A 13,087-nucleotide genomic window follows, 5' to 3' on the forward strand; every position below is an offset into this window, starting at 1 on the left:
TTACGAACCAAATGCGAGGGTGCGCAGACCCTCTAAGATGCGTGGCACGAAGCCGAGCTGCGGCACGTCCTCACCGGCCACCAACGGCAGGGTCGTCGCCGGCACGCCCTCCCCTGACACCTCGAGGCTCGCCAGCACCGCGCCCCGCTGCACGGGCGCGGAAACCGGCGCGGTATAGCGCACGGCGACGCGGGCGGTGCGGCGCCACCCGCGCGGCATGGTGAACACGACATCCTTCGGCGAGACGAGCGCCACCTCCCTCTTCACGCCGAGATGGACGGGCGCGACCTCCACGGTCTCGCCGGCGGCAAACAGGCGAACGTTCTCGAACTCGCTGAAGGCCCAGCGCATCAGCCGCTCGCTCTCCTCGGCGCGGGCACGCATCGAGGGCAGGCCGTTGACGACGAGGATGACGCGACGCCCGCCCTGCACCGCCGAGGCGGTGAGGCCGAAGCCGCTCTCCTCGGTGTGGCCGGTCTTCAGCCCATCCGCGCCGATGTTGCGGTAAAGGAGCGGGTTGCGGTTCTCCTGGGTGATGTTGGCATAACGGAACGAACGCTCGCTGTAGTAGCGGTAGTAGTCGGGAAAATCGAGGATGATGCGTTTCGCGAGCAGGGCAAGGTCGCGACACGTCATGCGGTGGTCGGGGTGCGGCCAGCCGGTCGAGTTGCGGAAGGTCGAGCGGGTGAGCCCGATCGCCCGCGCCCGCTCGTTGAGAAGCTCGGCGAACTGTTCCTCGGAACCGCTGATCGCCTCGGCCAGCACGATGCAGGCGTCGTTGCCGGACTGCACGATCACGCCGCGCAGCAGGTTCTCCACCGTCACCGTCGAACCAACCTCGACGAACATCTTGGAGCCGCCCATGCGCCAAGCCCGTTCGCTGACGGGGAGTTCCTGATCGAGGCGCAGCCGACCCGCGCGCAGGCGTTCGAACACGACGTAGGCCGTCATCAGCTTGCTCATCGAGGCGGGCGGCATCGGCACATCCGCCTCCTTTTCGAGCAGGACGGCGTCGGTCTCGAAATCGACGATCAAGGCATGTCGGGCGAGCGTGTCGACGGGGCCGAGCGGCGTGGTCGCGGGCGTGCCCTGGGGCTGCGGGCGTGCCTGTTGCGGCTGGGCAGGACGCGACGGCTGCGCTGGCGGGCGCTGCGCCGGCCTCTGCTGTTGCGCCTGCGCCGAGGTCGCCGCGAAGACGAGCCCCGAGGTTGCGGAAGCCAGAACAAGACGGCGGGTCAGGTACATCGGAAACCCCCGCACCGGTCACGAGGCGATCAGGTCGGACAACAGGCCGACCGCCAGCACGTAGTAGGTCGAATTGTTGTAACGGCGGATCGCCTGTGCGTTGGCGAACAGCGCGAAGGCCTCGCCGTCCACGCCGTCCGGCGCAGCGATCGCCGCTTGCACGGCGGCGGGTGAGAGAGCCGAGCCGTCGTGCCGCCGCACGCCGAGCGCGCTCCACGCCGACAGCGGCCGCATGCTGCGCCCATCGGCAAGCCCGACGTCGAAGCCCGCCGGCAGCCGCACGGCGAACCCCCAGCCTTCGCCCGGCCGCCACTGCGCACGGGCGAGATAATTGCCGATCGAGGCCAGGGTGTCGGCACGGCTCTGCCAGATGTCACGTCGCCCATCGCCGTCGAAATCCACCGCGTAGGCCAGGAAGGAGGACGGCATGAATTGCGGTTGGCCCATCGCGCCCGCCCAAGAGCCGGTCATCTGCGCGAGCCCGATGTGCCCCTGATCGAGGATGCGCAGCGCATTGAGAAGCTCGCCCCGAAAGAAGGTCGCCCGCCGCCCGTCATAAGCGAGCGTGGCGAGGGACTGGACGACCGGAAAACTGCCGAGTATCGCGCCGTAGTTTGATTCGATGCCCCAGATCGCGGTCATCACCGTTCCCGCTACGCCGAAGCGGGCTTCCACGGCGCGCACCAGTTCCCGATTGTCGGCAAGCGCCCGGCGCCCCTGGCCGATGCGGGGCTCCGCGACCACGCGCGCGCGGTATTCGGCCCAAGTCAGCGTGCGTTCTGGCTGACGACGATCGAGCTCGAGCACGCGCGGGTTGGGGCGCAGCGCACCGAGGGCCGTGCGGATGGTTTCCGCACTGATGCCCTTGGTGCGAGCCTCGGCGCGAAGCCCGGCGAGCCACGCGTCGAACGGTTCGGCGGCGGCGAACGCATCGCCGGATGCCAGCATGCCGCCGGCGGCCAGCAGTGCGACTCGGCGCGAGACTCGCGTGCGCTCCATGGCGGTTGGTTTGCCACCCAAGACCCGGCGAGACAACAAACGCGCGCGGGGCCGCACGATGCCGTCCCCGCCGCGGCGCTCACACCTCCTCGACCGCGACCACGCCGGGCACGGTTTCCAGGGCGGAGATGAGGCCGGGCGAGACCGCCCAGCCGCGGCCGATGTCGAACTCGACCTCCTCGCCGGAAGCGAAGACGGCGGTGAGCAGGACCCGGCCGCGGCCCGGACCGGCCGTGTCGAGCACGGCCCGCAGGCGATCGAGGGCGAGGCTCTCGCTCACGCGGGCGCGCACGCCCATGGCGGCCGAGGCCACGACCTGATCGAGCCGCTCGACGTCGACCGCGGTCAGCCGCACCGCTTCGCCCTCGGCTCGAGCGTCCGCCGTGACGACCAGCCGCTCGCCGGCGACGAGCAGGTCGCGCACCCGGCTCAGCACCTCGCTGAACAGCGTGACCTCGAAACTGCCCGCGGTGTCGGACAGGCGCAACCAACACATCTTCGACCCCGTTCGGGTCGTGCGTTGCTTCGCCGCCACCACGCTGCCCGCGAGCTTCAGCCGCTCCGCCCCGGCAGCGACCCTGGCCACGATCTCGTTCGACCGCGTCACCCTCAGCCGCCGCAGCGCGCCGGCATAGGCATCGAGCGGGTGGCGGGTGAGGTGGAAGCCGACCGCCTCCGCCTCATGGGCAAGCCGCTCCATCAGCGGCCAATCGGGCACGTCGGGCAGCCGCAGCCCCCCGTCCGCCGCCGAGCCGAAGAGCCCGATCTGGTTCGCCGCCCGCTCCTCGGCGGCGGCCTGAGCGCGGGCGACGATCGCCTCCGCCCCCTCGACGATGCGACGGCGGTTCGCCTCCAGCCGATCGAACGCCCCGGCACGGGCGAGCGCCTCGATCTGCATTCGGTTCAGCGCGTGCGGATCGATGCGGCTTGCGAAATCGGCGAGCGACCGGAACGGCCCCGCGCGGTCGCGCTCCGCAACCACCGCGTCCATCGCTGCACGCCCCACCCGCTTGATGGCGGCAAGGGCGTAGCGGATGGCGAGTTTCCCCTCGCCAGTCCGTTCGATGCGGAAGTCCGCTGCCGAGGCATTGATGTCGGGCGGCAGCACCTCGATCCCCATCCGCTCCGCCTCGCCCTTGAGCGCGGCGAGCTTGTCGGTGTTGGCGATGGCGAGCGACATCGAGGCGGCCAGGAACGCCACCGGATGGTTGGCCTTGATGTAGGCCGTCTGGTAGGCGACGAGGGCATAGGCCGCAGCGTGGCTCTTGTTGAAGCCGTAGTCGGCGAAGCGCTCCATCAGATCGAAGATCTCGGCCGCCTTGCCGGCATCGAGCCCGCGTGCCACCGCTCCCTCGACGAAGACCTTGCGCTGCGCCTCCATCTCGGCGCGGATCTTCTTGCCCATGGCGCGGCGAAGGAGATCGGCGCCGCCGAGCGAGTAGCCGGCGAGGCGCTGCGCGATCTGCATCACCTGCTCCTGGTAGACCATGATGCCGAAGGTCTCTTCCAGGATGTCGCGGATGGCGGGGTGCGGCGGCTCCCACGCCTCGCCGTGCTTGCGCGCGCAGTAGGCCGGAATGTTCGCCATCGGGCCGGGGCGGTAGAGTGCCACCGCCGCGATCAGGTCCTCGAAGCGGTCGGGCTTCATCTGCCTCAGCACGTCGCGCATGCCCTGGCTTTCGAACTGGAACACGCCCGCCGTGTCGCCGCGCTGGAGCATGGCGAAGGTCGCCTCGTCGTCGAGGGGGATGGCGGCAAGATCGATGTCGATCCCCTGCTCACGCAACAGGTCGCAGGCGCGCTGCAGCACGGTGAGCGTGGCTAGACCAAGGAAGTCGAACTTCACCAGGCCAGCCTGTTCGACATGCTTCATCGAATACTGCGTGACCAGCATGCCGGAGCGCGGATCGCGCGTGAGCGGAACGAGCTCGATCAGCGGCCGATCACCGATCACCACGCCGGCGGCATGGGTCGAGGCGTGGCGGTACAACCCTTCCAGACGGAGCGCGACCTCGAGCAGACGGGCGACCTGCTCGTCCTCATCCCGCATGCGTCGCAGTTGCGCATCCGCCTCGATCGCCTGTGCGAGCGTGACCGGCTTGGCCGGGTTGTTGGGGATGAGCTCGGCGATCTTGTTGACGAGGCCGTAGGGCAGGCCGAGCACGCGCCCGACGTCGCGCACGACGGCGCGCGCCTGCAGCTTGCCGAAGGTGATGATCTGGGCGACGCGATCGGCTCCGTACTCCTCGCGCACGTAGGCGATCACCTCGTCGCGACGGTCCTGGCAGAAGTCGATGTCGAAATCAGGCATCGACACGCGCTCGGGGTTGAGGAAGCGTTCGAAGAGAAGCCCCCAGCGCAGGGGATCGAGGTCGGTGATGGTGAGCGCCCAGGCAACGACCGAACCCGCACCCGACCCGCGGCCCGGGCCGACGGGGATCCCCTTGCTCTTCGCCCACTGCACGAAGTCGGCGACGATCAGGAAGTAACCGGAGAAGCCCATCCGCTCGATGACGCCGAGCTCGTAATCGAGGCGTTCGTGGTAGGGCCGGGCCGCATCACCGGTGACGCGAGCCTCGGCGAGGCGACGCGCGAGGCCGCGCTGCGCGAGCTCACGCAAAGCGTCGGGTTCGCTCACGCCTTGCGGGACCTTCGGGCAGACGGGCAAGAGCGGCTTGCGGGTGGTCGCCATCACGGCGCAGCGCTGGGCAATGGCGACCGTGTTGTCGCAGGCTTCCGCCAAGTCGGCGAAGGCGGCCCGCATCGCCGCCTCCGGCTTGAACCACTGTTCGGGGCTGACCCTACGGCGATCCTCCTCCGCGGCGAGCCGTTTCTCGGCAATGCAGATCAGCACGTCGTGCGCCTCGTGCTGATCGGGGTCGAGGAAGTAGCAGGCATTCGTCGCGACGAGCGGAAGGCCGAGCGAATCGGCGAGCGAAACCTGCGCCGCCTCGAGGTCCTGTTCTCCTGGCAGCCCTAGGCGGTGCAGTTCGACCGCGACACGATCGCCGAAGGCGTCGGCCATGCGCTCGAGCCAGCGGCGCCCCACCTCGGTCTGGCCATCGCGCAGGAAGGCGGCGAGCGGCCCCTCCCCGCCCCCGGTCAACAGGAGAAGGCCCCCCGCGTGCGCGACCAAGGTCTCCTCGCTGACTCCCGCGAGCTGCCCCGGTTCCGGCGAGAGATGAGCGAGCGACGCCAGCCGCACGAGGTTCGACCAGCCCTCCGGCGTCGCCGCAAGAAGAACCACGGACGGCGACCGCACCCCGGCCTCGCGACCCCGATGCGCCTCGAGTACGCTGAGCTCCAGCCCCATGATCGGCTGCACGCCGCGCTTCACGCAGGCCTGGGCAAACTCGAGGGAGCCGAACAGGTTGTTGCTGTCGGTCAGCGCGACCGCCGGCATGCCGAACTCGGCCGCGCGCGCCGCAAGTGCGTCGATCCTGATCGCGCCTTCGGAGAGCGAATAGGCGGAGTGGACGCGAAGGTGAACGAACGCCATCAGCCGTTCGGCGGCGGAGCTGCATCGCGACAGCGCACGAACCCGACCGCGGTCCAGGAGCAGACCTGTTCGTTACGCTGATTGAAGAGGTCGAGACGCGTGCGGACGATGCCGAGCTCGGGGCGCGAGCGCGACCGTCGCGTCTCGACCACCGTGGCGCGGGCGCGCAGGCGGTCGCCCGGGCGCACGGGCGCGGGCCACTTCAGCTCATCCAGCCCTGGCGAGCCGACGCCATGCCGGCTCAAGGCATGGTCGCACCAAAGTCGCATCGCGATCGATGCCGTGTGCCAGCCGGAGGCGATCAGCCCGCCGAACGGCGACGCCCTCCCTCCTTCCTCGCTGAGATGGAAGGGCTGCGGGTCGAACTCCCGCGCGAAGGCGATGATTTCCTCCGCCGTGACCAGACGGTCGCCGAACTCGTGCACCTCTCCTTCGTGATGGTCCTCGAACCAGCGTTCGCGGGGGTCCATCCCCGGTCTCCCGCTCAGGACGGCTTACGCTCGATCAGTTCTATCTTGTAACCGTCTGGGTCCTCGATGAAGGCGATCACCGTGGTGCCGAATTTCACCGGGCCGGGTTCGCGCGTGATCTTCACACCCGCCGCGCGCAGCCGTTCGACGGTGGCATGAATGTCCGGCACGCCGATGGCGAGATGGCCGAAGGCGTTACCGAGCTCGTAACGGTCGACGCCGTAGTTGTAGGTGAGCTCGATCGCCGGCTCTCCCTCATCGTAGCCGACGAACACGAGGGTGTACTTGCCTTCCGGCACGTCGCGCCGCCTGAGCTCCTTCATCCCCAGGAGCCTCGTGTAGAAGTCGACGCTGCGGTCGAGATCGCCGACCCGGATCATGGTGTGCAGGAAACGGCCTTCGCTCATCGCTCTCTCCCCGCCTTCTCGCCTCATCAGGTGGTGAAACGCCGCGCGACCAGGAAGAGCCCGGCACGATTCGCCGCTTCAATGGTGGCGGTGCGCTCCGGCATCAGCGTCGCCTCCGCCTCCACCGCAATGCCGCGCAGCCCAGCCGCCGCCGCCCGCTCCACCGTGCGCACGCCAATCGTCGGCAGATCGACCCGGCTCTCCTGACGCGGCTTCGGGCGCTTGACCAGCACCCCGCCGGGCCCCTCGCGCCGGAGCGCGGCGCAACGCTCAAGCAACGCATCCGTGCCCTCGATCGCCTCCACGCCGAGCACGAGCCCTTGCTGCACCACCACCGACTGGCCGACATCCGCCTCGCCGAGCAGACGGCAGACGGCGGCGCCGCGCACGATGTCGGCCTCGGCCTGGGCGTCCGGCGCAAGGCGCGTCAGCACACCTTCGGGGGCCGTCAGTTCGGACAGGATCGCCTGCACGCCGTGCACGCGAAACCCCTCTTCCTCGAGTACGCGCACGATCGCCTTCAACAACCCGTCGTCGCCAGCGAAGGCGGCCCGTCCGATCCGGCCGAGCAGGCGGGCGCCTTCGGCGTCGGGCATCAGCGAGAACAGCGACGGGCGGCGCACGGTGCCGACCAGCACGAGGTCGGCGATGTTGCGTGATCGCAACGCGCTCAGCCCCTCCCCGATCGCGCCGAGACGCAGGGGCTGATGCGGAAAAGGCGCCAGTGACGCCACGTCGGCATGGCCTTCGAGCGCCAGCACGAACACCGGACGGCCGGAGCCCACCACCGCGGCGGCCAGCATCGCAGGCAGGGCACCGCCGCCGGCGATGATGCCGAGCGGTGCCGCCTGCAGGCCCTGCCCCATGATCAGGCCGCCGAGGCGGCAGCGGGCTCCGCCGCCTCGACCTCCTCGCCGAGATCGATTTCCGTTTCCGGCGCTGCCCGGCAGAGCGGACGTTTGCCGCCCGCCCGCACGAACGCCACCACCTCGTCGACCAGTCTGTTGCCGCCGAGACGATCGGCGGTGGCGGCAAAACGTTCCGCGAAGGTTCCGTCACGCTGCTTGAAGATGAGCCGAAACGCCTCGCGCAGGACAGCAATGTCGGCCCGCGCGAAGCCGCGACGCTTGAGCCCTACGATATTGAGCCCGGACAGCCGCGCCCGATTGCCCATGACGAGTCCGAACGGAATGACGTCACCCTCAACCCCGCTCATGCCGCCGACCGCAGCGAAGCGGCCGATGCGAACGAACTGGTGCACTGCGGCGCCTCCGCCGATGTAGGCTCCATCGCCCACGCTGACGTGCCCGCCGAACATGACGTTGTTGGCGACGATCACACCATCGCCCAAGGTGCAGTCGTGCGCGATGTGCGCCACGCACATGATCATGCAGTCGGCGCCGATGCGCGTGATCCCGCTGCCGACACTGCCGCGATGGATGGTGACATGTTCGCGGATCAGCGTGCGCGGCCCGATCTCGACCCGTGTCGGTTCGCCGCGGTACTTCAGGTCCTGCGGTGGCAGGCCGATGGTGGCGAACGGGAACACCCGTACGCCAGCGCCGAGCCGCGTCAGCCCATCGATGACGACATGGGCGCCAATCTCGGCGCCGGGTCCGATCTCGACCTCGGGCCCGATCACCGCATAGGGCCCGATGCGAACCCCCTCGGCGAGGCGGGCACCTGGCGCGACCGTGGCGGTCGCGTGAACCTCAGCCATCGGCGCGGCGATCGAGGATCATGGCAGAAAACGTCGCTTCCGCCGCGACCGAGCCGTCGACCTTCGCTTCGGCGGAAAACTTCCAGACCGCCCCGCGGTTGCGGTCCTTGCGCACATGGATTCGCATCTGGTCTCCCGGAACGACGGGGCGGCGGAACTTCGCTCCCTCGACACTCATGAAATAGACGAGTTTGCCGGCGGCCTCGTCGCCCAGCGTCTCCACCACCAGCACCGCTGCCGTCTGCGCCATGCTTTCGATGATCAGCACCCCCGGCATGACGGGATGCGAGGGGAAGTGCCCCTGGAAGAACTGTTCGTTGATCGAGACGTTCTTGATGCCAACCGCGCTCTCGTTCACCACCACGTCGACCACACGATCGACGAGGAGGAAGGGGAACCGATGCGGGATCGCGTGCATGATGCGCGCGATGTCGAGCGCCTCGACCCGCCGGGTCTCGGCTGCGGGGCCACACTGCGCGGTGTCCTGTTCGGTGCCGTGCATCGTCATGCGTTGGTTCAGCGGCCCTGCCGGGCGAGACGCTCCAGGGCGGCGAACGCCCGCATCGTCTGCACCGCAGGACGGGCCGGGCTGCCGACCCAAGTCTCCCCTGGCGGAATGTCGGTCATGACACCGGATTGGGCACCGATCCTCGCGCCGCGGCCGATGGTGAGATGCCCGGCGATACCCGCCTGACCCGCCACAACCGCGCCATCCTCGACGACCGCTGAGCCCGCGATACCGACCTGGGCGACGATGATGCAGCCCCGCCCCAGACGCACGTTGTGCCCGATCTGGACCAGGTTGTCCATGCGCGTTCCCGAGCCGATCACCGTATCCGTCAACGAGCCGCGATCGATGGTCGTGTTGGCGCCGATCTCGACGTCATCGCCGATCAGCACTCGGCCAAGCTGCGGAATCGGGACGTGCCCCTCCGGTCCGGAAGCGAAACCGAAACCGTCCTGCCCGATTCGCACCCCGGCGTGAACGACGAGGCGGTCGCCGGCGATGGTGCAGACGATGCTCGCCCCCGGCCCGATCCGGCAGTCACGGCCGAGCACGACCCCCGGCCCGATGACGGCGTTGGCGCCGATGACGCTGCCGGCGCCGACCGCAGCCCGTTCGCCGATGACCGCGCCCGCTTCGATCCGGACCCGTGGGCCGAGCAGCGCCGTACCGGCCACCACGGCCGTCGGGTGGATCCCCGGTTCCGGAGTGACGGGCGGGAAGAACAGGGCGACCGTTTTCGCCCACGCCAGATGCGGTGCGGCCGCGACGAGCGGGACCGTTCCGGCCGGCACCCGATTGGCATGCTTTGAGGGAAGGATGACCGCACCCGCCCGGGTTTCAGCCAAGGCGGAGAGATAGCGCGGATTGTCGAAGAAGGAGACGTCGTCCGGCCCGGCGTTTTGCAGGGGTGCCACGCCTGCCAGGCGCCGATGTGTCCCCCTCCCCTCACCGATGCTCGCGCCGCAGGCCTGCGCGATTTCGGCCACCGTGAACGGGCCGCGCGGGGCTTGGTGGAAGCGCGGATCGGGCGTCATCACTGCGGTAGCGCGACGGGGTCAATTCCGCCGCTGCGCGGGTGCCGCCGCCGGTTGCCTCGCTGGAGCGAGGGAAACGCCGGGAAGTTCCGGCTCCGGGTCGATCGGCACGGACGTGAGGGCGCGGTTGAGCTGGTTCGCCACCGCCTCCGAAATGTCGTGCTGCTCGACCGCAAGCACGATCGCCTGGCGCTGGATCACCATGGTGAGGCCCCTCGCCTCGGCCACCTGGCGGATGACGAACAGCATCACGCGTTCGATCTCGGCCAGCGCCTTCTGGCCAGCGGCCTGGATGGCGGCGTTGCGCTCGCGCAACACCCGCTGCGCGTTGCTGATCCGCTCCTGCAGCTCCTGCTCGCGTTCGCGCATCTGCTCGGGCGTCAGCTGACCACGCAGCGCCGCGAGCTGCTGCTGCGCCTCGCGCCACGCGTTCTGCTCGCGCGCAGCATCGTCGTTCAGCCGCTGCAGCCGTTCCTGGATGGTCTGACGGACCTGACGCACGGCGACCGAGGCCTCGAACACCTCTTGCACCCCGATGACACCGATCACCGCGGGGGGCGGCGGCGGTGAGCGATCGAGCGGCGGCAGGCGCGGCGCGCCCGGTTCGGTCGGCCCGGGAACCTGCCCCGTGGGCTGCGCTGGTCGTTGCTGGGCCTGTGGTGGCCGCTGCTGTTGCTGCTGCGCCTGCGGCGGGCGCTGCTGCCCTTGCGGCTGGCCCTGCTGTTGGCCGGGGACGAACCACTGTTGTTGCTGTTGCTGCTGCGCCAGGACGGAGCTGGCCGGAAAAGCCAGCGCAAGCGCGAGCACCAGGCGCGACCCAAGGTGGGCGGCGCGGCGGAGCGAAGCGAGCATGAGCCTAGAACCTCGTGCCGAAGCCGAACCGGAACAGTTCGGTCTTGTCATAGTCCTTCTTCACGATCGCCTGCGCGAGATCGACGTTGATCACGCCAAATGGCGACCGCCACCGCACGCCGACCCCGGCGCCAACCCGCACGCTGCGGTCATCCGCCACGTTCGCTCCCGAGAAGCCCGGATCCCAGAGTGCACCGGTGTCAATGAAGGCGCGTCCTTGCAAACCAAGATCGTCCGAAACGAACGGCAGCGGGAAGCGGAACTCGGTGCCAGCGGTCCAGATCGCGCGCCCGCCGAGCGAGTCGGTCGTGCGGAGATCGCGCGGACCCGCTCCGCCGGGCTCGAAGCCGCGCAGGTTCTCGCCGCCGAGGAAAAAGTTGTCGATGATCCGCTCCCGCCGTCCATACTGCACAAGATAGCCGGCACTTGCCGTGAAGACGAGCGTATAGGTCTCGCGCAGACCAAGCACCGGCGAGACGGGAAGATAGTAGGCGCCGTCGACGCGCGGGCGAAAGAAGCCAACATTGCCGCCAAGACCGGAGACGTCGGTCAACAGCCTGACCACGAAACCCTCCGTGGGGTCAATGCGGCTGTTTCGCCGATCGAAGGTCAACACCTGGCTCACCTGCGAGAGCAGGCTCTTGCCTTCCTGATCGCGGATGAAGATCGAGGCGAACGGGCTGATGTTGGTGATTTCTCGCTGCGCCAGCGTGTAGCTCCACACTTGGCGCAGTTCCTCGTTGAAGGCGTAGCCGAGGCGGAGTGCGAAACCGACACGACGGTCATCGAAGGCAAGCGTTTCGCGAGCGTTCCGCTCGACCACGAAGACGTCGATGCCGGCGACCAGGTTGCGATCGAGGAAATAAGGGTCGGTCAATGAGAGGTCGATCGCCTGGCGGCGTTGCGCAATCGTCAGCTGCACATTGGCGTCGATTCCAGTGCCGACGAGGTTGCGCTCGCGCAGCCCGATCAGGCCGAGCGCGCCGGCATCGGTCGAATAGCCACCGCCGATGGTGAGTTCGCCCGTCGCCTTTTCCTGGACCTCAACCTGTACGACGGTGCGATCCGGTGTGCTGCCGGGCAGATTGGTGATGTTCACGCCACCGAAGAACTGCAGGTCGTTGATGCGCTGGCGGGAGCGCGCGATGCGCGCGGCGCTGAACGCGTCTCCCTCAGCAAGGCGCATTTCGCGTCGGATCACCTTGTCCTGCGTACGCACATTGCCGACGATGTCGATGCGCTCGACGAAGACGCGTGGCCCTTCGACGATTTCGAAGGTGAGGTCGACGGTACGCTCCTCAGGGTTGCGTCGAACCTGGGGACGAACTTCGGCGAAGGCGAAACCGGCGTTCTGTGCCGCCGTCTGCACCGCCTGGATGGTCGCATCGACATCGTCCGCCGCGTACCAAGCCCCTTCCCGCACCCTGAGCGCGTCGCGCAGGGTCTCGGCATCGAGGTTGCGAACGCGGGAGAGGAGCTCGACCTTGCCCACACGATAGCGGTTGCCCTCCTCCACCGTGAAGGTGAGGAAGAAGCCGGTCCGATCGGGGTCGAGTTCCGCCACCGCCGAGATGACGCGGAAGTCGATGTATCCGTTGCGAAGATAGAAGCGGCGCAACAATTCGCGGTCGAAGGCAAGACGTTCGGGATCGTAGATGTCGGATGTGGACAGGAAACGCCACCACGCGGTCTCGCGCGAGGCGATCGCCTCCTGCAGCGTACCCGAGGAAAACGCCTGGTTGCCGACGAAGTTGATGCGGCGGATCAGCGCCGTCGGCCCCTCGTCGATCTCGAACACGACGTCGACCCGATTCTGGTCGAGCTCGATCACCTTCGGCTCGATCCGCGCCGCGAAGCGGCCTCGCCGGGCGTAGACGTCGAGCAGGCGTTGGCGGTCGGCCTGGATAAGGGAGCGGGTGAAGACCGATCGCGGCCTCGCCTGGATTTCGTTGCGCAGGGTCTCATCGCCCAGCGCGCGGTTCCCCTCGAAGGCGATCCGGTTGACGATCGGGTTCTCGACCACCGTCACCACCAGGGTGTCGCCCTCACGCCGCAGCGAGACGTCGCGGAACAGCCCGGTGCCGAACAGGGCGCGCAGCGTGCGATCCAGCCGATCGGTCTCGAACGGGTCGCCCGGCTGGGCAAGCATGTAGGAGCGGATCGTCGCCTCCTCGATCCGTTGCGCGCCCTCCACGCGGACCGAGCGGATGATGCCGCCCTGGCCGGCGGCACGCGCCGCGGCGGCCGTGCCTTGTGCCTCGCCCGGCGTGGGTGCGACCAGCTGCAGCACAAGCACAGCAAGCAGCGAAAGGAGGAACGGGAACCGCACGGTCGACAGGAATCCTCGGCCGAA

The 13,087-nt window shown here is 68.8% G+C and carries 11 protein-coding genes; all 11 read right to left on the reverse strand.

All coding sequences use genetic code 11. The annotated features are described in order from the left end of the window. Entirely contained in the window at nucleotides 1-1,245 is a 1,245-nt protein-coding gene (locus tag DWB05_RS02545; protein ID WP_114374731.1) for a D-alanyl-D-alanine carboxypeptidase family protein, read from the reverse strand. Between the two features lie 18 nt (nucleotides 1,246-1,263). Beyond that, nucleotides 1,264-2,244: a lytic murein transglycosylase gene (locus DWB05_RS02550; protein ID WP_114374733.1), complete on the reverse strand. Its 981-nt coding sequence runs from the start codon at nucleotides 2,242-2,244 to the stop codon at nucleotides 1,264-1,266. Nucleotides 2,245-2,323: 79 nt separating this feature from the next. Continuing rightward, entirely contained in the window at nucleotides 2,324-5,743 is a 3,420-nt protein-coding gene (gene dnaE / locus DWB05_RS02555; protein ID WP_114374735.1) for a DNA polymerase III subunit alpha, read from the reverse strand. Beyond that, nucleotides 5,743-6,213 carry a MaoC family dehydratase gene (locus DWB05_RS02560; RefSeq protein WP_114374737.1) on the reverse strand — a complete coding sequence of 157 codons (471 nt, stop codon included), beginning with the start codon at nucleotides 6,211-6,213 and terminating at the stop codon, nucleotides 5,743-5,745. Before DWB05_RS02560 ends, dnaE begins: the two co-directional genes overlap by 1 nt. 14 nt (nucleotides 6,214-6,227) lie before the next feature. Continuing rightward, nucleotides 6,228-6,620 (reverse strand): lactoylglutathione lyase, encoded by a 393-nt coding sequence (gloA, locus tag DWB05_RS02565; RefSeq protein ID WP_114374739.1) that lies wholly within the window; start codon nucleotides 6,618-6,620, stop codon nucleotides 6,228-6,230. A gap of 26 nt (nucleotides 6,621-6,646) precedes the next feature. After that, nucleotides 6,647-7,486 (reverse strand): LpxI family protein, encoded by an 840-nt coding sequence (locus tag DWB05_RS02570; protein ID WP_114374741.1) that lies wholly within the window; start codon nucleotides 7,484-7,486, stop codon nucleotides 6,647-6,649. Between the two features lie 2 nt (nucleotides 7,487-7,488). Continuing rightward, entirely contained in the window at nucleotides 7,489-8,340 is an 852-nt protein-coding gene (gene lpxA, locus DWB05_RS02575) for an acyl-ACP--UDP-N-acetylglucosamine O-acyltransferase (RefSeq protein WP_114374743.1), read from the reverse strand. After that, nucleotides 8,333-8,842, reverse strand: coding sequence for a 3-hydroxyacyl-ACP dehydratase FabZ (gene fabZ / locus DWB05_RS02580; RefSeq protein ID WP_114376510.1), 510 nt, complete (start codon nucleotides 8,840-8,842; stop codon nucleotides 8,333-8,335). The genes lpxA and fabZ overlap by 8 nt, the downstream gene beginning before the upstream one ends. Before the next feature lie 14 nt (nucleotides 8,843-8,856). Further along, nucleotides 8,857-9,882 carry a UDP-3-O-(3-hydroxymyristoyl)glucosamine N-acyltransferase gene (gene lpxD / locus DWB05_RS02585; protein ID WP_114374745.1) on the reverse strand — a complete coding sequence of 342 codons (1,026 nt, stop codon included), beginning with the start codon at nucleotides 9,880-9,882 and terminating at the stop codon, nucleotides 8,857-8,859. Nucleotides 9,883-9,903: 21 nt separating this feature from the next. Then, a complete protein-coding gene (locus tag DWB05_RS02590; RefSeq protein WP_114374747.1) occupies nucleotides 9,904-10,734 on the reverse strand; it encodes an OmpH/Skp family outer membrane protein in 831 nt (276 codons plus the stop codon). Between the two features lie 4 nt (nucleotides 10,735-10,738). Then, nucleotides 10,739-13,063: an outer membrane protein assembly factor BamA gene (gene bamA, locus DWB05_RS02595; protein WP_114374749.1), complete on the reverse strand. Its 2,325-nt coding sequence runs from the start codon at nucleotides 13,061-13,063 to the stop codon at nucleotides 10,739-10,741. Between the last annotated feature and the right edge of the window lie 24 nt (nucleotides 13,064-13,087).

It is taken from the genome of Elioraea thermophila (ex Habib et al. 2022), assembly GCF_003336755.1.
Taxonomy (GTDB): domain Bacteria; phylum Pseudomonadota; class Alphaproteobacteria; order Acetobacterales; family Acetobacteraceae; genus Elioraea; species Elioraea thermophila.

What these genes read in the sequence shown, in the direction of transcription:
- DWB05_RS02545 (WP_114374731.1), bottom strand. Translation starts at nt 1,245, where the DNA reads ATGTACCTGACCCGCCGTCTTGTTCTGGCTTCCGCAACCTCGGGGCTC.
- DWB05_RS02550 (WP_114374733.1), bottom strand. Translation starts at nt 2,244, where the DNA reads ATGGAGCGCACGCGAGTCTCGCGCCGAGTCGCACTGCTGGCCGCCGGC.
- dnaE (WP_114374735.1), bottom strand. Translation starts at nt 5,743, where the DNA reads ATGGCGTTCGTTCACCTTCGCGTCCACTCCGCCTATTCGCTCTCCGAA.
- DWB05_RS02560 (WP_114374737.1), bottom strand. Translation starts at nt 6,213, where the DNA reads ATGGACCCCCGCGAACGCTGGTTCGAGGACCATCACGAAGGAGAGGTG.
- gloA (WP_114374739.1), bottom strand. Translation starts at nt 6,620, where the DNA reads ATGAGCGAAGGCCGTTTCCTGCACACCATGATCCGGGTCGGCGATCTC.
- DWB05_RS02570 (WP_114374741.1), bottom strand. Translation starts at nt 7,486, where the DNA reads ATGGGGCAGGGCCTGCAGGCGGCACCGCTCGGCATCATCGCCGGCGGC.
- lpxA (WP_114374743.1), bottom strand. Translation starts at nt 8,340, where the DNA reads ATGGCTGAGGTTCACGCGACCGCCACGGTCGCGCCAGGTGCCCGCCTC.
- fabZ (WP_114376510.1), bottom strand. Translation starts at nt 8,842, where the DNA reads ATGCACGGCACCGAACAGGACACCGCGCAGTGTGGCCCCGCAGCCGAG.
- lpxD (WP_114374745.1), bottom strand. Translation starts at nt 9,882, where the DNA reads ATGACGCCCGATCCGCGCTTCCACCAAGCCCCGCGCGGCCCGTTCACG.
- DWB05_RS02590 (WP_114374747.1), bottom strand. Translation starts at nt 10,734, where the DNA reads ATGCTCGCTTCGCTCCGCCGCGCCGCCCACCTTGGGTCGCGCCTGGTG.